This window comes from Sphingobacterium gobiense (assembly GCF_002980575.1).
Taxonomy (GTDB): Bacteria; Bacteroidota; Bacteroidia; order Sphingobacteriales; family Sphingobacteriaceae; genus Sphingobacterium; species Sphingobacterium gobiense.
The window spans coordinates 159,723-183,186 of sequence record NZ_PVBS01000002.1 but is presented as its reverse complement, the minus strand read 5'-3'; the positions used below and the strand labels follow the sequence as shown (position 1 = coordinate 183,186).

The window sequence follows — 23,464 nt, the reverse complement described above, 5'->3', positions numbered from 1 at the left end:
CAGTATGTTCATTTTGGATACCAGGTCTTACCGAAGTTAAGCATTCGGTGTAATGGATGAAATACCGGATTTTAGGGATTTATAAATCGAATCAAAATATGCACTTTTGTATGGTATGGACTATTTTTATAAAGGAATGATACGGAAAACATGGATCCTCGCTGCGCTGTTTATGTTCATTATGCTGACATCATGTGATAACAGATCTCATAACCGAAAACCGTTCGTGTGGGATGAAGACGTCAAGCAACTGATAGGTGTGGAAAATCTGAATGCATGGCTTCGGAAAGCACCTTTTGGAGACGAGCTGAAACAAGCCGAAAAGGATAAATTAATCTTTACTAATGCAAAGCAGGTATTCCCTTTTATGAACCGTTACTATGATGCGATAGAAGAACTTCGCGAATACGGTGATCCCGCTACAGATACCGTCATTTTCAGTGCAAAAGAAGTGTTGTTTCAGGATTCCGTCTGGGGAGACCTGTTTGTTGGCGCAATGTTACTTTATGACGACCGGGAGGTATTTTTGAGCGACAGCTATCTCGAGAGCGGTAGTCCTATTTTTGGCGGCGTAGAGGCCGTTCGCGATATACATCGTGCATCGCTCTATGAAACCGGAGTTTTGGCTAAACACCCGAAATACAAAACCGGTATCTACCGGGTGTGGACAAGTTATCGTGATTATCTGTTAGGCTTTTACCAGCAGGGACAACTGGTTTTTGAGGCCGTGGTACCTTTGCTGGGAAGCGATACACTCGCCACGCTTAACAAAATGAAAGAAATTAGTAAAAACCTCGGACTGAACGTTCCTGAATGGGAAAATGCGACGGTAGAACAACTACAACAAGTCGACGAACCGAAGAGCTTTTGGCAAGATCCGTTTTTGGGCATTTATCCAAACAAGTTTACGCATGATGTATATCTCAAAATAAAAGATACCCCCTTTATACAAGATGAAAAGCCACGCAAAGGGGACTATTATTTTGCCTATCGCGCTGACAATGGCGACGTTTCGCTTTATACCTTGCTGCAAAAAACAGAAATGACCAAAGATGATTTCAACGAGGCGAACAAGGAAATGGATAGCTATCGCTACAGTTATGACGATATTTTCTACGAAGAAGAGTCGAACAATGGCTACGTGAGCGGTACGGCAAAAACCTATTTTAAGGATAATCAATACCTGGAAATCTATTATTCCTATCCGGAAGCAGATGGGAAAGCGAAAAAACAGGCACACAGTATTTTGCGGTACGTCAATACACGTAGTTATTAACGGAGAAATTGATAACACATAACGAAAAGCCGCCTCTAAATATATTAAAGGCGGCTTTGAATCTTGTCGGCTCTCTTTGGAGTCTCTCGGTAGCCCGTAGGGGAATCGAACCCCTGTTTCAAGAATGAAAATCTTGCGTCCTAACCCCTAGACGAACGGGCCATTTGCTTTCGGTGATGCAAATATAAGAGCAATATCTATATTGCCAAAACTTTTTTTCGCGCTATCTTATAATACATTGAATCTGAAAAAGTTATTTTTTTACAACAGGGCGTGTCTTAAAAGGCGTAAAGCGTCTTTAGGATGTTTACGCCCTTTAATCTCGTTTTGGTGAGAACTTATATCAAGTCGAACCCGATATCCTTACGAAAATATTTACGTTCAAAAAATATTCTTCCGGCATCAGCTGTCGCTTGTTGAAGTGCATCAAACAAAGTGTCTTGGAGTGTCGTTACGGCAATAACGCGCCCTCCGGCTGTAACAACCTTTCCATCTATTTCCTTAGTTCCTGCATGAAAAACAATAGAATCTTCCACATTTTCGATATTCGTAATCTCCTTGCCAGATTCATAATCTCCCGGATAACCTCCTGAAACCAGCACTACTGTTACGGCTGTTTTGGGGCTAACTGTGTAACTCCGGGAATCTAAATCGCCTTTCGCCACACCGTCTAATAGATCAATCAAATCTGACTCAATCCTTGGCAATACAGATTCTGTTTCCGGATCGCCCATGCGGACATTATATTCGATAACATAAGGCTCTCCGTCGACGTTCATCAAACCAATAAAAATAAAACCCTTATATGGAATTTCGTCTTTCTTTAGCCCTTCTATTGTTGGCTTAATAATGCGTTCCTCTACTTTAGAAAGAAAGATCTCATCAGCAAATGGAACGGGAGATATCGACCCCATTCCTCCCGTATTCAATCCGGTATCACTCTCACCGATACGCTTATAATCCTTTGCCGAAGGCAATACTTTATACGAATCACCATCCGTAAGCACGAAAACGGAAAGCTCGATCCCTTTTAAAAACTCTTCAATAACCACTACGGAACTAGCGTCTCCAAATTTCGCATCCGCGATCATAGCACTTAGCTCCGTCTTAGCGTCTTCCAACGTTTCACAAATCAAAACTCCCTTTCCAGCAGCTAAGCCATCGGCCTTCAAAACAATAGGCAATTTTTGGGTCTCTAAGTAGGCCAGCCCTTCTTCCAGATTAGACTTGTCAAACGATTTATAAGCAGCCGTGGGAATTTCATGGCGCAACATAAACTCCTTTGAAAAATCTTTAGACCCTTCGAGTTGCGCGCCTTTTTGTTGAGGACCGATAACGGGTATGTGCTTCACATCTTCTCGGTTCAAAAAATAATCGTGAATACCTTTTACTAAGGGCTCCTCAGGCCCCACTAGAATCATATCGACCGCATTTTCAACGGCAAAAGATGCTATTCCGTCAAAATCCGTGACTTTCAAGTTTACATTTTGTCCATACTGGCTCGTTCCTGCATTTCCTGGAGCGATAAAAAGTTGATTCAATTTTGGACTTTTCGATAATTTGTACGCAAAGGCAGATTCCCTGCCGCCGGAACCGATAATTAAGATATTCATACCAACAAAGATACCGATGTTGATTAATAATCGTTAAAAAATAATAATGTATACTGTTTTTTTTGTATTTTGAGTTCAAATTTCACCTGTTATGAATACGAAAAGACTCCTGTTGTTATGCTTTTTTACACTGGTTACGGCTGGTATAAAAGCACAAGATTTACAAGGTCTTCTAGCTAAAATAAACGCATACCACGACGCCCGTCCTATTGAAAAGCTGTACCTCCATATGGATAAACATACCTATACAGCAGGAGAGACTATTTGGTTTAAAGCCTATGCAACCGTAGGCGTGGACAACCTTTTATCCAATATTAGCAACATTGCCTATGTAGAGCTCATCAGCCCGAAAGAAAAAGTTGTATCGCGCATCCGGATCCCTATATTGACAGGCCTCGGTATGGGCGACATTACATTGACCGACACGCTAGTTGAGGGAACATATCGTATCCGGGCCTACACCAACTGGATGCGCAATGATAGCGCTATTTATTTTTTTAACAAGAATATACAGGTTAGTAACGGCAGATTAGACAATGTCCTTTCTCGTTCTTATCTTGACAATAGCAACTACACGATTCAATTACAGGATCTACAAGGTGTTCCTTTGGCAGAAGAAACCATACGATACGAGATTATCTCCCGAGAAGACAAAAACTTAAAAAGAGGTCGTGTTAAAACTAATGACCAAGGGCAATTGGAGATTCCTTTTAAAGATGATTATGCAGAAGCCAAGCTTTCTATTAATTTTACGAATAGCGCAAAAGCACAAATCGAAAAAATCTTCAAACTGCCGAAAGCAACAGCTTTAGAAAATAGCGTACAATTTTTTCCAGAAGGAGGAAGTCTGTTAGCTAACCGCATCAATAAAATTGCTGTCAAAACACTAAAACCAGACGGTCTCGGCGTGGAGAGCCGAACGGTTATACTAACAACGACGGGCGACACCGCGGCAACCATCGAAACCAATATTTTGGGTATGGGTTCGGCTCCACTATTTATTCAAAATACAGAACCTATGGTCGCATATACCACATTCGACGATGGAACGACTATAAAATCGGAACTCCCTATACCCCTTTCTTCTGGTTATAATATCCAGATGAACAATGGAAATAGCGATAAACTGTTTGCACAGGTAAATGTAAGCACCGATAAGCAAGACGGTAGTGAGATCTATTTCGTAGTTCAGTACATGGGAAATGTTTACTACGCATCAAAACAGCCTGTTTCCAAGCCAGAACTGGTTTTTTCTGTGCCTAAAACTGATTTGCCCAATGGCATATTAACCATCAGCATTTTAAATAGCATACTGGAACCGTTGATAGAAAGGTCCGTTTTTGTTTATAGTGAAAAGAAAACACTGCCATTAATAGCGAATACGAACACACCAACAAGTACCAAAAGAAAAAAGATAACCGTGTCACTTGAAACGGGAGTACCATCGGATAGCATACGAACGGCTGTTTTATCCGCTTCAGTAGTCAACGCCTCTAAATTAAAAGATAACCCTAAAATAGCGCCTAACATGCTCTCGTCGCTATTATTAAGCGCAGATATTAAAGGCTACATCGAAAACCCCGGCTATTATTTTGATGGTGAAATAAAAACCAGCGATATAGACAATCTACTTTTAACACAAGGTTGGCGAAAAATCGATATAACGGCTCCTTTAGAAATCAGCGAACCTGCTTTTTCTCCTGAGAAGAGCATATCCATCAAGGGTCAGGCCCGGAAACTCGGCCGAAAAGCACCTGCTCCAAAAGCCAACATGGTGTTAGTGCCAACACACAATTTTATGGAATTTATCGATACGGTGGCGAATGAAGAAGGCTATTTCGAGTTCGACAATTTATTTTTCCCCGACAGCATTAAATTCATCATAACAGCGAAAGACGAAAAGGGACGAAATAACATCGACATTATTGTTCCTGAAGAAACTTCGCCTGTTATCGACCCCAACAAAAATGCTCCCGGCGAACAGAATAACGTGAATACGACCTTTGTCGACGAGCTTCTCTACAGTAAAAAATATTTCTCGGGACTAGAGGCACAAGGACTTATGGAAAAATCCATTGCGATTGAAGAAGTAATCGTAACTGCCCAACGTCCACGGCATAAGGCTTCCGAACGCTCCGCAAACCTCAATGGGCCTGGCAACGCGGATCAAGTAATCTCTGCAGAGGATTTGGAAATGTGTACTACATTAGAAATGTGTCTAAACGGCCGGTTGATGGGGGTCATGTTTAGAAACGGTATTCCATATACCACCCGTGGAGGCGGTGAAATGCAAGTTATCTTGGATGGGATGTACGTCGAAAGCGATATGTTATCCATGATCAACCCGATGGACGTGCAAAGTGTAGAGGTACTGCGAAATGTAAACTATACGGCCATTTATGGTTCTTACGGCGGAAATGGCCTAATCATCATTACCTCAAAAACAGGCGCTGATGCCATGCGAAGCAACTATACTCCCAAAGGCATCGCCACGGTGCAACCAAAAGGCTTCCATATTCAGAAGACGTTCTATAAGCCTGTCTATGAACCTGATTCAGAAACAACACTGCGTCAGGATTTACGGACCACCATTCATTGGGAACCGAATATCATAACGGATGACAGTGGTAAAGCGACTTTTGACTTTTATACTGCCGATGAAGCCGGTGAATACCTTATAACGATAGAAGGGCTGGATCTTTACGGAAGATTGGGGAGGAAAACATTAACTGTTGACGTCAAATAAAAATAGTGCTACATCATTCTTTTTTCTATATCGTTAACTTTCGTAATCATATAGCGACTAATTGCTGCGCGTTGTACTGCATCCACTGCATCCACAAGATTTCGCGCTATCGACCCTTCACTGGGCTTAATCAGCACGATAATATCCTTCCCATTGGTTGCTTGTTTCACGTCAACAGCCGTCTTTGCCAGCAGTTCTCCTAAACCCAGCTTTCCATACGCTACTTTTTGAGGACTAGTCTTCGGTGAGTCGGCGGTACCTCGATAGTACGTTAGTTCATTATTTTCCCCTAAGATAAGGTTCAGCACGCGATCTTCACTCAGCAAAATTGGCTCCGTGATAGGACCTTTGTCCGGCATGGCAATATCCAACTGATTGGGCGTATTCAGCGAAGTAGTGAGCATAAAAAAGGTAATCAGGAGAAAGGCTAAATCAACCATTGCGGTCAAATCTACTTTAGGCACGGGTGTGTTTCGAATACTCCTACGTTTCTTCTTTCCCCCTACTTTCTGGTTGTTCGTTAATTCTGCCATAATCTATTATTTTTAAGAAGTGCGACTTGGTTATTTATAATATTGATGGTTTTTTGCGTATTTTTCCATAAAATAGCATAAAAAGAAATATTATGGGCGAATTCATCAAAGCACAGATAAGCGAACATATTACTTATATCGGACTTGACCGGGGAAAGTCCAACGCCATGCATTTAGAAATGATGCAGGAACTAACAAGTGAATTGGAACGCGCGAAAGAAGACCCCGCAGTAGAGGCTATTATTCTTCATGGCAAAGAGGGTTTCTTCTCTGCTGGGCTAGACCTTATCGCACTATACCAGTACGATAAAGAACAGATAAAAACCTTATGGGAAACGTTTGTCGATCTGATATACACTTTGGCGTCGTTTCCTAAACCAGCAATTGCTTCTGTTACAGGACATGCGCCCGCTGGAGGATGCGTTTTAGCCATTTGTTGTGATTACCGTATTATGGCAGACGGCGAATTTATTATCGGATTAAATGAAGTTCCGATCGGCTTGATTGTACCGCCAAGTATCTTTGATCTCTACAGCCTATGGCTAGGGCAAGCCCAAGCTTATCGATACCTTTTAGATGGAAAACTTTTCTCCCCAGCCGAGGGACTACAAAGTGGTCTTATTGACGAGGTTGTTCCGGCAGACCGCATCCATACCTCGGCTACCCGAAAAGCAAAATCATGGACCCAATTTGAACGCCAAGCCTGGGGAACAACAAAATTGAATATGCGCAAACATCTACTGCAACATATCGACGAAAATAAAACAGAAGTGGTACAGCAAATGTTAACACAATGGTGGAAACCATCAACAAGGCGTATATTAAAAACTATTATTGACAACCTCACTAAATAAGAACGGATTAAAGAACAAAGACATATGAACATGAAGAGCATTCTTATCTTAATATGCTGCTATACCTTTTTTTTATTAGCATCATGTACCTCCTCCAACAAAAAAAGTGAAGAAACAAAGGATTCCCTTGACATACCGACAGCTACTTTTCCGGATGATACACAAGGAATAAGCGAAGTCATTACGCGTTTTGCAAGGGCATACCTTAGTCAGGATAATGAAAAAGCCAATGCGCTTGTACACCCGGACCTAGGTCTGTATGTCATATACCGGCCCGGTGCGCAAGACGTGTATGAGCGCGTGGATAGTATCGATTTTACTAAACCGGTGCCTGAACATTTTCCCTATACGACATTCGAGAACGGTTATGCGCTAAACTTTGAGGAACTTCCTTCTTTTGACTGCGGCACGGAAAAATGGAGTAAATTAGGTTTTTTCTGTGACACGACTGTACAGGCAAACGAACTCACAGAAATCGCCACCTTTAATTATGAGTTTAATGGCATAAACGACACCGATCTTGCAGAAGTCAAACAATTGGAAAAAGATACTTTCCGTGTTATGCTAACAAAAGATGAAAATCTGATTTTCCATGTTAAAAAACATCAAGGCAATTGGTACGTATTTGTACTTGATCGCGCTTACGGTTGGTGCGATGCTTAAATAGAAAGATAATTTGTTTTTTTCATATAATGAACGCACTTTTAAGTTAATTTTAGCAAAGATGAATAACAAAATAGATAATGAAACAAAAGACCGTATTCAACAATGGCTTGGCGCAGAATACGACCGCGATACCGTTGCAAAGGTACAGAACCTCGTAGATAGCAACGAAGAAACAGAGCTTATAGATGCTTTTTACAAGGAGTTAGCGTTTGGAACCGGAGGTTTACGTGGTATTATGGGTGTCGGATCAAACCGAATCAATAAATATACTATCGGCAAAGCAACACAGGGCTTGGCAAATTACCTAAAAAGCCAGTTTCCTGCCCAAGAGATCAAAGTGGCAGTCGGTTATGACTGTCGGAACAATTCGCAACAATTAGGCCATCTGGTAGCAGACGTTTTCTCGGCAAATGGCATTCACGTATACCTATTTAAGGAGCTCCGTCCTACGCCGATGCTTTCTTTTGCCGTCCGGCATTTTGGATGTCAAGGTGGTGTAATGTTAACGGCCTCACACAACCCGAAGGAGTACAACGGGTACAAGGCATACTGGAAAGACGGCGGACAACTGGTCGCACCACACGATAAAAACGTAATCGATGAGGTTAATGCCATACGATCCGTAAATGATATTAAGTTTGAACGCGATCAAACGAAGATAACCCTCGTGGATGAGGATTTTGATAAACGCTATATCGAGGAGAATAAAAAGTTAAGCATACACCCCGAAGCTGTATCCGCTCAAAAAGACTTAAAGATTATCTTCTCCCCTATCCATGGAACCGGCATTATCGTGCCCAAGGTACTTTCTGCGTGGGGCTTTACCAATGTACAGGTTGTGGAAGAACAAATGACGCCAGACGGAAACTTCCCAACCGTGGTCTATCCAAACCCCGAGGAGGAAGAGGCTATGACAATGGCGAAACAAAAGGGACAGGAGCTAGACGCAGACCTCGTCATGGCAACCGACCCTGACGCAGATCGGGTTGGTTTAGCCGTAAAGAATCACAAAGGCGAGATGCAGTTATTGAACGGTAATCAGATCGGTAGCTTGCTTATCTATTACGTACTATCGTCCAAAAAAGCAAAACACGAACTGCGAGATAACGATTTTATCGTGAAAACGATCGTGACATCCAACCTCATGGCTGACATCGGCCATAGTTTCGGCGTAAAACATTACGACACATTGACTGGCTTTAAATTCATTGGTGAAGTGATGACGAAATTAGAGGGAAAAGAAAACTATCTAGTTGGTGGAGAAGAAAGCTATGGCTTTCTAGTTGGCGACCTCGTTCGGGATAAGGACGCTGTTAACGCCTGTGCCTTTATCGCCGAGATGGCCGCTTACTTCAAAACCCAAGGGAAAACATTATTCGACGTGTTGCTGGAGCTTTACGAAAGCTACGGCTTTTATCAAGAAAAACTTATCTCACTTACCAAGAAAGGAAAAGCGGGTGCCGATGAAATCAAGCAGATGATGGCAAATCTTCGTGCTACTCCTCCACAATTACTAGGAGGTGTAAACGTTAAAGAAATCCGCGACTATTCCACCGCTATTGCGCACATATTGACAGATGGAACGAAAACAACTATGGATTTGCCAAAATCAGATGTACTCCAATTCATCACTGTTGACGGCGATGTAATCTCTGCCAGACCATCGGGAACCGAACCTAAAATTAAATTTTACTGCTCCGTCAAAGAGGATCTAGGATCCAGAGACGCTTACGAGCACGTACTAGCGAAACTGGAAGATAAAGTAAAACGTATTATGGCGGACATTGTGAAAGATTGATTATGGAGAAATGGACTTTATTAGATTCAAAGTATATTATCCAACGTCCCTGGGCCACTTTGCGTGTCGATAAATTACAGCTTCCAAACGGGAATATCAAAGAGGAATATTACGTGCTGGAATATCCCACTTGGGTGAATATGGTAGCCTTTACCGAAGACAATCATATACTATTTGTTCGGCAGTATAGACATGGCGCAAACAAAATCATGGTGGAGCTCCCCGCAGGTGTGGTCGATGACGGCGAGCGACCAGAAGAGGCAGCCCGGCGCGAGCTTTTAGAAGAGACGGGCTATATTTTCGAATACATCGAATATATCTGCGAATTATATGCCAATCCGGCGACGAGTGGAAATTTAACGTACACGTACGTCTTAAAAGGAGGCAAGAAAATTCAAGAACAACAGTTAGACAGTTCGGAGGATATTGAAGTTGTGATTATGAGCGTCGAAAAGGCTAAACAATTCCTTTTTGACAATAAGATAGGTCAAGCTTTGCACACTTCTGCCTTATTTTATGCATTTCGAAAATTAGGTTTACTTTAAGTAAGCCTAATTTTATTTTTAAAAACAGCTTTCGCGCCGAATAATATTCAATATTTTGTACCTTTGCATGCATGGCAAGAGAGATCTTTGAAACGAAGCGAAAAGCATTAAAAATTAACCTCAATCCCGATATTTATGGCACCTTTGCTGAAATCGGCGCAGGACAGGAAGTCGCCCGCAACTTCTTCGGAGCAGGGGCCGCTTCAGGCACCATTGCAAAAACAATGTCCGCTTATGATATGGCATTCAGTGATGCTATATATGGTGCGGAGGAGTCCGGCCGTTATGTGAGCCGCACGCGTGTCAATAAGATGCTGACGCACGAGTTTGATTTATTAACCGAACGCCTGCATGGGGAAAAATACAAATCAAAAAAATTCTTTGCTTTTGCCGATACCGTCACCACGCTCAATTTCACCAAAACCAATGATCCGCACGGATGGATCGGTATACGCTTTCAACATGAGGCAGGCGGTCCGGTCAACGATATCGTTATCCACATCCGCCTATTGGATAGTGATTCGCGTCTACAGACAAAAGTACTGGGTATCTTAGGCGTTAATCTCATTTTTGCCGCATATTACTACGCTAATAATCCACAAACGATGATTGAGTCGTTAGTAGACAATCTTTCTATCGGATCAGTGGAGATTGATTTAGTTAAAGTAACAGGTCCGGTTTTTGAACATGCCAACGAGAGACTACTCAATCTTTACCTCATTGCAAAGGGATTCGCACAAGCTGCTATATTCAAACCTGATGCACATGCGGCGCAGATTAAAGACTACCTCTACAAAAAGAATATCATTATTCTACGCACCAAATATCGGCAGAAATCAAACCCTAATTTCGATCTATTCAACCTCGCTGTAGAGCAGTTTAAGAAAAACACGGGTGCTACAGAAAATGACACGGTAGTATTAATTGAGGTCTTAATGGGAAATGCGCTCGACGAGGAGAACAAGATCACCAACGAGGATCTCCGGTATTTTGCTGAACGTGCTGAATACCTTTGTTCAACAGGTAACAATATCATGGTGTCGAACTTTCAGCGTAATAACCATTTAGCGGAGTTTATCCAGACATTTAAGCCGAAACATGTGGGCATCGCGACCAACACCTCCAATCTGAAGAATATTTTCAATACCGAAAACTACAATAAAGACGTTTATACCAACGAGTTGCTTTCATACATCTCGGGCATGTTCAGTAAAGATGTCAAACTATATGCTTACCCTTATTTAGATAAGAAAACAAACGAGATTATTACAACCGAGAATATGCCCGTTGCCGATGAAGCAAAACCGCTATTTGACTTTTTGGTGCAAAATAAATATATTGTCGATATAGAGAACTACGACGAAAAATTTGTGAAAACGGTATAAGCCGAGAAAAGATTACAGGTATTTCTTAAAAATAGCGTACAGTATTTTCAGTTCTTTTTCATTTAAAACAGCTGTAGTGGAGCCGTCCTGAATATAATGAACCTTAAATGCTTTTATCGCAGCATCGATGTTTGTTATATTATATCCGATAATACGTAACGCCAATGGCGGATCGAAATTTTCCGGCGGTGTTTCCAGATTTTCGTCATACCAGAATCCAAATCCTGCATCTGCCAATTTTTTCCAGGGAAAACGAGACGGATCTATCTTCCTTCCTGGTGAGACATCCATATGTCCAATAAAATTTGCTTGTGGGATTTTGTAGGTTTCTTTCAGGTAGTGTAATAAGCTAATCAACGCATCAATCTGAACATCGGGCCAAGGATCTGTTGTTCCGTTATTATCCAACTCTATACCTATGGATGATGAATTAAGATCTGTATCATTTCCCCATCTGCTCACGCCAGCGTGATGCCCTCTGTACAAATCGTTCACCATTTGTATAACTTTTCCGTCACGCCCGATCACATAATGAGAACTAACCCCGGCCTTCTGATTATGGAAAGTTCGAACAGTTTGTTCTGTAGAGTTTTGCGCCGTATGGTGAAGAACAACATAGTTCGGCTTTCGGACGCCGAAATTAACGGAAGCTATCCATTCCTTCTGTGGAACAATAATCTTTCCCAATTGGCCCGTTACGGGGGTTTCTTTATATATTTCAGCAAATCCCTTCGCCTTCGATTTATAGATTTTTTCCGTTGCCGCATATTTTCCACCACCACAGGATGACAGTAGAATGGCGCAGCTAAATAAAAAGATATAGATATTTTTCATTCAAAGTTTTTTGTTACCTCTTTGCTCCTAATTTAAACAAAGCAATAAATGCTCCAATTCCTAAAGCTCCTTCACGATGTGTTCCGGTAAGATATATCCCTCGTCCAATTCGATAATCTGCAAGTTCCTAAACGCTATTTGAGCTCCCTCCGATTCCAGGCATACATATCCTTTTCTTTTAGAGGATTCCCGTATACCATTGACAAACTTTCCGTTAACAGCGAGCTTAATCGTTCCGTCAACACAAATCACCGTATATTTATTCCACTCACCTACACCCAAACACCTATTCTCCACCGATTTGCTTCGCACCCCCCTCGGGTTATCTGGCACCGTCGAAACTTTTCCGACTCCAAAAAGCTCACCGTGCACATAGGCAATAGGTGGTGTTTCTCCGTTTCGCTTATGCTGGTTTACCCAATCCAGTTCCAACATCTGTACTTCTACCCCACTAGGTAGTCTATTGTGTTCCTCCGGTTGCGCATCACACCAAACAAAAATCCCCGAGTTTCCTCCTTTCTCCATGTGACGCCATTCCACATGCATAATGAAGTTTTGGTACATCTTTTCCGAACGCACGATACCGATCGGCAAACCTTTACACACCAGTTTATCCCCATCACGATACCAAGTCGTATCGGTAGTATTAACATCAATCCATTTTAATGTCTTTGCTTCTGGCACCCCATTTATTAACGCATTGAAATCCCTTCGTTCCCCAAACTCAAAAAGAGCTTCCTGCGCCTGGGACGTTAAACCCCAAAATAAAATAAACAGTCCCACGAAAGCTAGTATCTTCGATATACGCATGATCAAAGGTTTAAGTTTTCTCTAAAATAAAAAAACTCCTGCAATTAAAAAATCGCAAGAGTTTTAAATCATATGATCCGTCAACGGATATAAATAGCTTTTCTACGCTTCCATATATTCTTCGATAGAAGGACACGAACAAATCAATGTTCTATCCCCTTGTGAGTCGTTTACTCGACCTACCGAGGGCCAGAATTTATTCACTTTTAAATAAGAAAGTGGATAAGCGGCTGTTTGGCGGCTATACGGTCTATTCCATTCATCGGCAGAAACAATTTCTGCTGTATGCGGAGCGTGTTTCAATACATTCTCCTTCTGATCGATTTCACCAGTTTCTACCGCTGCAATTTCAGAACGGATGGCAATCAATGCATCACAAAAACGATCTAGTTCTGCCTTGGATTCTGATTCGGTAGGTTCAACCATCAATGTGCCTGCCACCGGAAAAGATACCGTTGGTGCATGGAAGCCGTAATCCATTAAACGTTTAGCGATATCACTCACTTCAATGCCAACACTCTTGAATGCCCGACAATCCAATATCATCTCGTGTGCACAACGACCGTTCGCTCCCGCGTATAACACTGGGTAATGATTTTCCAAACGTGCTTTAATGTAATTTGCATTCAAGATCGCTGTTTTAGTTGCATCCGTCAGCCCCTCTCCTCCCATCATAGCAATATAAGCATAGGAAATCGTCAAGATGGAAGCCGATCCAAAGGGAGCGGCGGAAACGGCCGAAATACCTTCTTCACCCGATATCTCTACCACTTCATGATTCGGTAGGAACGGCACCAAATGCGCTGCGACACCAATGGGGCCCATACCAGGGCCACCACCACCATGTGGAATACAGAAGGTCTTATGTAAGTTTAAGTGACATACATCCGCCCCGATAAAACCAGGACTGGTCAACCCCACCTGTGCGTTCATATTTGCACCATCCATATATACCTGCCCACCATTTTGGTGAATAATTTCACATATTTCAATAATCGACTCCTCAAATACCCCATGTGTTGAAGGATAGGTCACCATCAAGGAATTTAAGTTCGCGGCGTGTTCTTCTGCTTTCGTCCGAAGATCTACTACGTCGATGTTGCCATACACATCGCATTTTACAACCACAACTTTTAAACCTGCCATAGATGCCGATGCAGGATTTGTCCCATGTGCTGAGGCAGGAATCAAACAAACATTACGATGCCCCTCGCTACGGCTTTCATGATAGGCACGTATAACCATCAATCCCGCGTATTCGCCTTGGGCTCCCGAATTTGGCTGAAACGACATCTTCGCGAATCCGGTGATCTCGGAAAGCCAATCGTTCAACTCGTTAATTAGTTGCATATAGCCGGATGTCTGATCGACAGGGGCGAAGGGATGCAGATCACCAAAACGTGCCCATGTTAAAGGCAGCATTTCGGTCGTTGCATTGAGTTTCATGGTACAAGAACCCAACGGAATCATGGAATGACATAAAGATAGATCCTTAGCCTCCAATGATTTGATATACCGAAGCATTTCACTCTCGGAGTGATAACTGTTAAAAATCGGGTGGGTAAGATAAGGAGAGGTACGCACGGCTTCCGAGGGTATGGAAGATTCCAATTGCTCTGTCAAACCACGTAGATCAACATCGTTCCATGATTTTCCCTTGATTTTGGCGAAAACCCTGACAATGGTTTCGATGTCTTCAAAGGTGGTGGTTTCATCAAGAGAAATACCAACCATTCCTTCGTGGTAAAAGAAATTCAGTTCATTGTTAAGTGCTTCTGATTTTAATGCACCGACATGATCGCCAACTGCGATGCGTAGGGTATCAAAGTACGCCTCATTGATCTGTTCGTAACCAAGCTCTTGCAATGCCTTGTCTAATAGCTTAGTTAAATCGTTAATGCGTTTGGCTATATTTTTTATGCCTTGAGGGCCGTGGTACACCGCATAGAACGATGCCATAATCGCCAACAGCGCTTGTGCTGTACAAATATTGGAAGAGGCCTTGTCACGACGGATATGCTGTTCCCTTGTTTGCAATGCCATACGTAATGCATAATTACCACTAGCGTCGGAAGTAACACCGATAATACGTCCGGGGATATTTCGTTTATACGCTTCTTTTGTTGCAAAAAAAGCGGCATGTGGTCCTCCGAATCCCATCGGAACACCAAAACGCTGTGAGTTCCCAACGACAACGTCAGCTCCCCATTCTCCCGGAGGAGTCAGTAATGCCAACGACATTAAATCGGCTATAGCACATACCGTGACGTTTTTTTCGTGGGCTGCTGCGGTAAAACCGGTGTAATCCTTAATCGTACCATCCGCGGCAGGATATTGAATAAGCGTCGCAAATATATCTTCGGTCAAGTTTTCTTCTTCCAGATCAGCGACCCGTATCTCCACACCAAACGGAACTGCTCTCGTTTGCAGTACATCCAATGTCTGTGGGTAAATATTAGGCGTTACTAAGAATACATTTGCTGTTTTATTTTTCCGTGCGCTGTATAACATAAACATCGCTTCAGCAGCAGCCGTAGCTTCGTCCAGCAGGGAAGCGTTCGCAATTTCAAGTCCCGTCAGATCTGCAACCGCTGTCTGGAAGTTCAACAGAGCTTGCAGACGTCCTTGGGCAATCTCTGCTTGATAAGGTGTATATTGTGTATACCAACCCGGATTTTCCAATACGTTGCGCTGAATAACTGCAGGTACAGTAACATCATAATATCCCTGTCCAATATAGGATTTGAATACTTTATTTTTATCTGCAATTTGTTGGATTTTAACTAAAAATGATTTTTCGCTCAAAGCCGTTGGCAAGGCGAGCGCCTTTTTCAACCTAATCTGGCTTGGAACTGCTTGGTCGATAAGCTGATCCAAGGATTGTAGCCCCAAGTAGCCTAACATTTCTTGTATCTCTTCTACCCTCGGGCCGTTGTGACGGTCCTGAAATTTTTCTTGATAAAATACGTTGCTCATTTTGCGCTTTACTTTTCCGTAATATCGTCCTAAACCATCTTATTTAGACCTTTTTAGGGTGATACTTTCATATACTTTTTGAGACCGCAAAGATACAATTTAATCATCGAAATTAATAGGACCTGAAAGCCTGATATAGTATCATATGCACAACAATCGTTTGCGGTATTTTCTATGCACACACTTATATTTAAGAGAAAATCAAAATAAAATCGGCTTTCTTTCTATTATTATTAACCTTTCTACCAGAATCTTATCAATAATGTATTTCGACATAAAAATTAACCTTTGTAAGACAAATTACTTATCTTTAAGACATTAGCAGGTATAGAAATCGGTATGTTAAAACTTCATATCACAAACGAAACGGGAAGATTAAGGGCTGTCGTATTAGGTATTGCGAACCAAAATGGCCCGGCTCCGAAAGCAGAAGAGGCTTACGACCCGAAGTCTCTGGAACATATATTGGCAGGAACTTATCCCGTAGAGTCGGATATGGTTTTCGAGATATCTGCTTTTCATGATGTGTTAGAGCGATATGGAGTAAAAGTATATCGACCCGAACTGATACCTGAATTAAATCAAATATTCTCGCGCGATATTGGCTTTGTCATAGACCGCTACTTTATAAAGGCTAACATCCTCCCCGACCGTGCGGAAGAATGGCGAGCAATCGAGCATATTGTCAAACAAATCGCTCCAGAGGATCTTATTAAAGCACCGGAGGAAGTACACATTGAAGGTGGAGATGTCATCCTTTGGAATGAATACCTTTTTGTGGGCACATACAAAGGTGACGATTACTCGGCTATAAATACAGCCAGAACGAATAGGAAAGGTGTACAATTTTTGAAAGATTTGTTTCCTGACAAAATTGTGAAAGAATTTGATCTTATAAAATCAATGACTAATCCGCGGGAAAATGCGCTCCACCTGGACTGTTGTTTTCAACCTGTAGGCAGGGATAAGGCCATCATTTATCCTGGTGGTTTCCAGAATCCAGCGGACTATCTCTATCTTCGCAAACTTTTCGGGGACGAAAATATTTTTACCATAACGGCAGACGAAATGTATGAAATGTATAGCAATATATTTTCTATCTCAGAAGATGTAGTGGTGACCGAGCGACGGTTTGATCGACTTAACTATTGGCTTAGGAATCAAAGATTTCATGTGGAAGAAGTTCCCTATCACGAAATTGGCAAACAGGAAGGGCTGTTGCGGTGCTCTACCCTTCCTTTATATAGGGATTAATTTTTATGTTAATGAGGGATTGTACAACGGCATAAGTGAACGCGATTAATAGTTGATAGCAGTGATGCGGATTAAATCGACCTAGTATTGTTCCGCGGCCAGCTTTACGCAGGATATTCCGTTAAAAACAGAATGCTGTCTGAGCGCCAGCGAGTTCATTCTGTTTAGGAATAGACAAGGAAAGGTAGCGGAACCATGCAAGTCTTGATTTTTTTGGTTCTTTTTTCATCAAGGTAAAAAGAACATAGAACTTATGAAACAAACAACAGACACGTTACTTTTAGTTCGGCCTTATCAGTTTCGGAAAAACGAAGAGACAGCCGTAAACAATTATTTTCAAGAAGATTTACTGTTACCTCTACCTGCTCAGCAGGCTCAAGAAGAATTTGACAATTTTGTAAATGCACTCAACGCACACAAAATAAATACGTTTGTCATACAGGATGAAGGAGACTATGATACACCGGACAGCATTTTTCCAAATAACTGTATTTCGTTCCATAAACGAACAGCGGTTTTGTATCCCATGTTTGCTGAAAATAGACGACGGGAACGCAAATTGGATTATCTGAATGCGTTGCAACGATGGGGCTTAACGTTTGACGATATTATAGATTATACCAGCTTTGAGAAAGAAAATCGCTTTTTAGAAGGAACCGGAAGTTTAATTTTGGACCGCATAAACCGAATTGCTTACTGTTCATTATCTCCCCGTGCCGATGCAGGGGTTGCGCATCAATTTTGTCTTGATTTAGGGTATGAATTATTTATTTTTGAAGCCAACCAAACGGTAGGCGGGTTGCGTAAGCCCATCTATCATACCAATGTGATGATGTCCCTAGGAACACAGTTTGCCGTCGTGTGTACCGACAGTATTGACAATAGGCACGAAAAAATGAATTTGATTAAACGGTTAAATGAAACCGGAAAGAAGATTGTGGATATATCGGAGGATCAGGTTAATTCTTTTGCGGGAAATATACTGGAAGTACAGTCTATTACAGGAGATCCTTTTATTGTAATGAGCTCACAGGCGTATCAGAGCTTTACGGCGGAACAGCTAGGCTTACTTTATTCTTGGGGACAGATTATACACAACCCGCTGGATACCATTGAAAGAGGTGGCGGCGGCAGTGCGCGGTGTATGGTGGCCGAAGTGTTTTACTGAGCCTTTTTCTTTACGCCTTGCTCCAGTAGTAGTTCTCGACGCACACGGCTAAGACTTTCAGGAGTGATCCCGAGATAAGAGGCAATCATCCATTGGGGAACGCGTTGTAGCAAACTCGGATACATATCCATAAACAAAAGATATCGTTCCTTGGCACTCATGGCCAATAGTGAATTTATCCGTTGCTGCTGGATGTGGATATTTCGCTGTAACGAGCTTTCCATAAAGCAGGCGAAAGCATGACTTAACTGGGACGCCTTTTCCATAAATTCCGGTTGAATGAAAACAATTACCGAAGGTTCGATCGCTTTGATGAAAAAATCGGTTGGCTTATTGAAGTATTGGCTTGCTCGATCCGAGATAATCCAGTTCTCCGGCGCAAATTGCAGAATATGCTCTCCTCCCTTTTCGTCTAACGAAAACGAAAGCAATAGTCCCGACTCCACAAAAAAGACATAACGACTCAACTCTCCTGCGCTGAGCAAGTACTGATTATGGATAATCTCCCTAAACGAAAAGTACGGCACTAGTTGTTCAAAGATCTCTTCGGAAAGCGCAGCTTTCTCGCTATAATATTTAAAAAAATTACTTTCTCGCCAATTGAACTCCATAGAAGCCTTTAATATAAAATCGTAAATTTAAACTCGAGCGGGTTAAAGTGCTTTTCCAATTCCCGAATGAGACCATCACCGTGTTTCAAATATAAAGACGCAAAGTTTTCTGTACGCTCTTGTAAGCCGCCGTTTGGAAAAAGTTTATCTTTCACACGTTCTATCTGTATAAGCGCATCTTCATGGTTATGCTTGTCGGCTTTCAGCAGCTTCTTCTCTAAATTATTAATCGCTTTTTTTAAGCGTGCTTTCACGGCTTCTGTACTCGGGCCCAAGCTGGGGTCGATTTTATGCGCACGCAGTTTAATCTTTCCAAAAATAGCATTGAGCTCCATCCACTCGTCACGCAGATTCAACCGATGTTTTGTATGGCGTCGGACATACTCGTTCTTTAACACATCTGTTGACTTAAATATACTTTTGAAAGTCAAGTCTAAACGAAAAATTTTTCCCGCAACATGGTCATCTGTGAGCATGGCTGAGTTACGTGGGACAAGAATAGGGAACGGCACTTGATAGTAATCGAAGTTAGCCTTCAATTGCAACCAATACACAATCTCCGCTCCTCCACCGATATAAGCCAAATTCGGTAGGATAAGTTCTTGATATAACGGCCGCATAACGACATTCGGACTAAACCGTTCAGGATATTGCGCTATTTCCGTCCGCATTTCCTCTTCCGAAAAATAAAGTCCACGATGCAAGACTTCGAATCTCCCATCTTCTGTGCGCACGATACGCTCCCGAAATTCATCCGTTAAATAAAAGAAGTTGATTTCCCGCGCGTGCACCTGCGTATGGTAACCTAAGTTCTCTAGATTTCCAGAGGTATCTTCAATAGCTTTAAAGCTATTTTCTTCAAAAATATCCTGTGCTATAATCGGCGCGAAAACTTTTTTAAAGTCTTTGCTATCCGCGTCAATAATCACCAGTCCGTATGGTTTGAACAGTTCATTTACCATATACCGTGTAGCTGCTGCAAGAGACCAGTTTTGGAGGTAGGCATCCTCGACTATCCTTTTTAGCTTATCCGCATTGATAGATAAGCCGAAGGTACCGCAATATTGTTTGACGGTGTCGGCAATGTCATATGTGGACATCCGACCCGTAGCGGAAACCGCCGGCGTATCCCATATTATCTTCTTACCGAATACTTTAGTGTTATTTATTTCGGCAAAATCGTGGTCTTCGGTCGCCATCCAATACACCGGTACGAAAGAATATTCAGGGTACGCTTCTTTTAAATCTTTCGCCAACCGTACCGCGGTAATAATCTTAAAAATAAAATAAAGTGGCCCGGTAAATATATTGAGTTGATGTCCTGTCGTAACCGTAAAAGTCTTTTCATCTCCCAGCAACGTGATGTTAGTTTCCACTTCCGGCGATTGTGCTAAAAGCGGGCCGTATTGCTCACGAAGTGTTGTCGTCAATAATCTTCTGTTCGGAAAGTTTCGCTTCTCGGCAATCTGTTGTCGAAACCCTTCCCGTGTCGGTCTTTGCCCGTAAAAAGGACGCAATTGCTCTTCGTTTGCGAGGTAGGCTAATAATGTATCTGAAAAACTACCAGTATCGCTGTAATCAATATATGTTGCTTTCATCTAACGCAGTTCGTATCGTCTCGTAGTATCTACGGATTGAGCGGACAATTTACATATTTTTGCACGAAGCTACCACGGGGAAACCGAAATTATAGCAAACGTTTGACGAAAGGCACTTATTCTACGATCCAAAATGTGGTCAGCGATCTATTTAACCACTTCCCCATATAAATCAAAATCCTCTGCTCGATCTACTTTTACTTGAACGAAATCTCCGATCCGAGCATAATTTGTCTTCGCATTCAGCACCACTTCGTTATCCACCTCCGGTGAATCATATTCCGTGCGGCCAATGAAGTAATCACCGTCCAGACGGTCAACGAGTACCTTAAACGTCTGTCCGATTTTTTCTTGATTAATTTCGTAGGAAATGCCTTGTTGTACCTCCATGATTTGCTCCACACGCGACTCTTTCTCCTCTTGTGATACATCATCTACTAAGGTATGGGCATGTGTCTTTTCCTCGTGTGAATACGTAAAACAACCTAAACGATCAAATCGGGTTTCTTCCACCCACTCCAACATTTCATTGAAGTCCTGCTCCGTTTCTCCCGGATAACCACATATTAAAGTTGTACGTAAGGCAATATCGGGCACGCTATCACGAATTTGATTAACAAGGTCGACTTGCTTTTGTTTCGTCGTTCCTCGACGCATCGATTTCAGCATGGCATCAGAAATGTGCTGTAACGGCATATCAAGGTAATTGCAGATATTCGAGCGCTCCTTTATGACCTCTAAAATATCCATTGGAAAACCCGATGGATAAGCATATTGCAGGCGAATCCACTCTATACCATCGACATCCGATAAATGCCGTAGTAGATCTCCCAAATTACGCTTTCCATAAATATCCAGCCCATAATAGGTTAGGTCCTGGGCGATGAGTATCAATTCTTTCGTTCCGTTAGAAGCTAAGAATTTGGCCTCTTTCACTAAATCGTCGATAGATTTAGACACATGCTTACCCCGCATAAGGGGGATGGCGCAAAACGAGCAGGGCCGATTACACCCTTCTGCAATTTTAAAATATGAAAAATGAGAAGGTGTGGACAATAAACGCTCTCCTAACAATTCATGGCGATAATCTGCTCCAATTGTCGTCAGCAATTCTGGTAGATCGTTTGTTCCGAAATAAGCATCAACATTCGAAATTTCAGATTGAAGTTCTGGTTTGTACCGCTCCGATAAGCAACCAGTCACAATAACCTTATTTATCTTTCCCTCCTCCTTTAAAGCCGAATATTGCAAAATAGTATCAATAGATTCTTGCTTTGCATTGTCAATAAAACCACAGGTATTGATGACAACGATATCACTTTTCTGTGTATTGGAAGCCTCGTGCACAACTTCCATTTGGTTGCCTTTCAGCTGTCCCATTAATACTTCAGAATCGTGGATATTCTTAGAGCATCCCAACGTCACGACATTCACCCTTGGTTTACTCACTTGAGGAGTACCCTTACTATTTTTTGTTCTCATTTCTGTTCATTATGATGACAGGAATGTGCCATCAAGGACTATTTTATTAAAGGAAATTATTTAAACAACGAATCGACGAAATCCTTTTTATTAAATAACTGCAAATCGCCAATTTTCTCACCCACACCAATATATTTGACCGGAATTTTAAATTGGTCTGAAATACCGATGACTACGCCCCCTTTTGCTGTACCATCCAATTTCGTTAGCGCTAAAGCATTGACGTCGGTAGCTTGCGTAAATTGTGTGGCTTGCTCGATGGCATTTTGCCCCGTTGAGGCATCCAATACCAATAAGATTTCATGGGGAGCACCCGGTACGACTTTTTGCATCACGTTTTTAATCTTGGTCAACTCGTTCATCAAACCAACTTTGTTATGCAAGCGTCCAGCTGTATCTATAATGGCTACATCATCACCGTTCGCGACAGCTGATTTAACCGTATCATACGCTACCGACGCTGGATCGGATCCCATGGGCTGGGCTACCACGCGTACGCCAACACGTTCTCCCCATAATTTGATTTGATCTACGGCAGCGGCGCGAAAGGTATCTGCTGCGCCTAATACAACTTTATTTCCCGCTTCTTTTAATTGATGGGCAAGCTTACCAATGGTGGTCGTCTTTCCTACACCATTTACGCCTACGACCATAATTACATAGGGTTTGTGGGCACCATACTCAAAAGTTTCGAAGTCGTTACTATTATTTTCCGCCAACAGTGCTTGTATCTCTTCTTTAAGTAGGTGATTTAAGTCCTCTGTGCCCACATATTTATCACGTGCAACGCGTTGTTGAATACGGTCAACAATCTTTAAGGTTGTCGTTACCCCGACGTCGGACATCACAAGCACCTCTTCGAGATTGTCTAAAACTTCATCGTCGATAGTGGATTTTCCAACAACTGCTTTGGTTATCTTTGAAAGAAAACCTTCCTTTGTTTTTTCCAAACCCTTATCTAAAGCTTCCTGTGCTTCTGCTGTTTCCTGCTTCTTTTTAAAAAAATCAAATAATCCCATGGAGAAAAAAGTAAAAGGTAAATATACGAAAAAAGCCCTTTCGGTAAATACCAAAACGGCTTCTCTTATTTTTTAAAGAAAACTTTAAAAAGGAATCGCTGTTGCGCAACTTATTTAGCAGCTTCTGCTACAAAATCTTTCACTTTGTCATTGTGAACCATACCTTCTTTAAAGGTATAAGCTCCCGTTTTGGCAGACTTAGTAGTTACGACAACCTTAGTAAATTCCTTACCACCTCCTTTTTGTAACGATGCAACCGATTTCTTTGCCATTGTCTTATATTTTTAAATGAGCTA

The 23,464-nt window shown here is 42.0% G+C and carries 19 protein-coding genes and 1 tRNA gene; 9 read left to right on the top strand and 11 right to left on the bottom strand.

The window, feature by feature from the left end:
- Positions 1-136: 136 nt before the first annotated feature.
- Positions 137-1,276 carry a hypothetical protein gene (locus C5749_RS09995; protein WP_146113728.1) on the top strand — a complete coding sequence of 380 codons (1,140 nt, stop codon included), beginning with the start codon at positions 137-139 and terminating at the stop codon, positions 1,274-1,276.
- Between the two features lie 90 nt (positions 1,277-1,366).
- Here the strand turns inward: C5749_RS09995 and C5749_RS09990 are convergent.
- Positions 1,367-1,438: transfer RNA gene (locus C5749_RS09990), tRNA-Glu, on the bottom strand.
- A 176-nt stretch (positions 1,439-1,614) separates the two neighbouring features.
- Positions 1,615-2,889 carry a phosphoribosylamine--glycine ligase gene (purD, locus tag C5749_RS09985; RefSeq protein WP_105725645.1) on the bottom strand — a complete coding sequence of 425 codons (1,275 nt, stop codon included), beginning with the start codon at positions 2,887-2,889 and terminating at the stop codon, positions 1,615-1,617.
- Positions 2,890-2,980: 91 nt separating this feature from the next.
- Between purD and C5749_RS09980 the strand changes: the two genes are divergently transcribed.
- Positions 2,981-5,635 (top strand): TonB-dependent receptor plug domain-containing protein, encoded by a 2,655-nt coding sequence (locus C5749_RS09980; RefSeq protein WP_105725643.1) that lies wholly within the window; start codon positions 2,981-2,983, stop codon positions 5,633-5,635.
- A gap of 8 nt (positions 5,636-5,643) precedes the next feature.
- Here C5749_RS09980 and C5749_RS09975 read toward each other — a convergent pair whose 3' ends face one another.
- Entirely contained in the window at positions 5,644-6,168 is a 525-nt protein-coding gene (locus C5749_RS09975; RefSeq protein WP_105725641.1) for an ExbD/TolR family protein, read from the bottom strand.
- A gap of 92 nt (positions 6,169-6,260) precedes the next feature.
- On the opposite strand from C5749_RS09975, the gene C5749_RS09970 reads away from it, so the two are divergent.
- The 5 genes from C5749_RS09970 (at position 6,261) to C5749_RS09950 (ending at position 11,416) form a co-directional block, all read left to right on the top strand.
- Entirely contained in the window at positions 6,261-7,022 is a 762-nt protein-coding gene (locus C5749_RS09970) for an enoyl-CoA hydratase/isomerase family protein (RefSeq protein WP_105725639.1), read from the top strand.
- Positions 7,023-7,052: 30 nt separating this feature from the next.
- On the top strand, positions 7,053-7,685 hold the full coding sequence (locus tag C5749_RS09965) for a hypothetical protein (protein WP_105725637.1): 633 nt from the start codon (positions 7,053-7,055) through the stop codon (positions 7,683-7,685).
- Positions 7,686-7,746: 61 nt separating this feature from the next.
- A complete protein-coding gene (locus tag C5749_RS09960) occupies positions 7,747-9,486 on the top strand; it encodes a phospho-sugar mutase (protein ID WP_105725635.1) in 1,740 nt (579 codons plus the stop codon).
- 2 nt (positions 9,487-9,488) lie between these two features.
- The gene (locus tag C5749_RS09955) at positions 9,489-10,031 is read left to right on the top strand and encodes an NUDIX hydrolase (protein WP_105725633.1); all 543 of its coding nucleotides are present in this window, start codon (positions 9,489-9,491) and stop codon (positions 10,029-10,031) included.
- A gap of 71 nt (positions 10,032-10,102) precedes the next feature.
- Positions 10,103-11,416 carry a nicotinamide mononucleotide adenylyltransferase gene (locus C5749_RS09950; protein ID WP_105725631.1) on the top strand — a complete coding sequence of 438 codons (1,314 nt, stop codon included), beginning with the start codon at positions 10,103-10,105 and terminating at the stop codon, positions 11,414-11,416.
- A 12-nt stretch (positions 11,417-11,428) separates the two neighbouring features.
- Here the strand turns inward: C5749_RS09950 and C5749_RS09945 are convergent, their stop codons facing one another.
- From C5749_RS09945 to gcvP, 3 genes are all read right to left on the bottom strand, one after another.
- Positions 11,429-12,250, bottom strand: coding sequence for an N-acetylmuramoyl-L-alanine amidase (locus C5749_RS09945; RefSeq protein ID WP_105725629.1), 822 nt, complete (start codon positions 12,248-12,250; stop codon positions 11,429-11,431).
- Between the two features lie 60 nt (positions 12,251-12,310).
- Positions 12,311-13,060 carry a 3-keto-disaccharide hydrolase gene (locus tag C5749_RS09940; protein WP_105725627.1) on the bottom strand — a complete coding sequence of 250 codons (750 nt, stop codon included), beginning with the start codon at positions 13,058-13,060 and terminating at the stop codon, positions 12,311-12,313.
- A gap of 102 nt (positions 13,061-13,162) precedes the next feature.
- On the bottom strand, positions 13,163-16,036 hold the full coding sequence (gene gcvP, locus C5749_RS09935; protein ID WP_105725625.1) for an aminomethyl-transferring glycine dehydrogenase: 2,874 nt from the start codon (positions 16,034-16,036) through the stop codon (positions 13,163-13,165).
- 339 nt (positions 16,037-16,375) lie between these two features.
- Between gcvP and C5749_RS09930 the strand changes: the two genes are divergently transcribed.
- Positions 16,376-17,290, top strand: coding sequence for a dimethylarginine dimethylaminohydrolase family protein (locus C5749_RS09930; RefSeq protein WP_105725624.1), 915 nt, complete (start codon positions 16,376-16,378; stop codon positions 17,288-17,290).
- Between the two features lie 253 nt (positions 17,291-17,543).
- Positions 17,544-18,458 (top strand): citrulline utilization hydrolase CtlX, encoded by a 915-nt coding sequence (gene ctlX / locus C5749_RS09925; protein WP_105725622.1) that lies wholly within the window; start codon positions 17,544-17,546, stop codon positions 18,456-18,458.
- On the opposite strand, the gene C5749_RS09920 is transcribed toward ctlX, so the two are convergent.
- The 5 genes from C5749_RS09920 to C5749_RS09900 form a co-directional block, all read right to left on the bottom strand.
- Complete coding sequence (locus C5749_RS09920) at positions 18,452-19,069, bottom strand: Crp/Fnr family transcriptional regulator (RefSeq protein WP_105725620.1); 618 nt, start codon at positions 19,067-19,069, stop codon at positions 18,452-18,454. The genes ctlX and C5749_RS09920 overlap by 7 nt on opposite strands.
- A gap of 8 nt (positions 19,070-19,077) precedes the next feature.
- A complete protein-coding gene (gene bshC / locus C5749_RS09915; protein ID WP_105725618.1) occupies positions 19,078-20,667 on the bottom strand; it encodes a bacillithiol biosynthesis cysteine-adding enzyme BshC in 1,590 nt (529 codons plus the stop codon).
- 147 nt (positions 20,668-20,814) lie between these two features.
- A complete protein-coding gene (gene rimO / locus C5749_RS09910; protein WP_105725616.1) occupies positions 20,815-22,149 on the bottom strand; it encodes a 30S ribosomal protein S12 methylthiotransferase RimO in 1,335 nt (444 codons plus the stop codon).
- 56 nt (positions 22,150-22,205) lie between these two features.
- Positions 22,206-23,168, bottom strand: a complete 963-nt coding sequence (gene ftsY, locus C5749_RS09905) for a signal recognition particle-docking protein FtsY (RefSeq protein WP_105725614.1) — start codon at positions 23,166-23,168, stop codon at positions 22,206-22,208.
- Positions 23,169-23,278: 110 nt separating this feature from the next.
- On the bottom strand, positions 23,279-23,440 hold the full coding sequence (locus C5749_RS09900) for a DUF4295 domain-containing protein (RefSeq protein WP_105715361.1): 162 nt from the start codon (positions 23,438-23,440) through the stop codon (positions 23,279-23,281).
- Positions 23,441-23,464 lie beyond the last annotated feature (24 nt).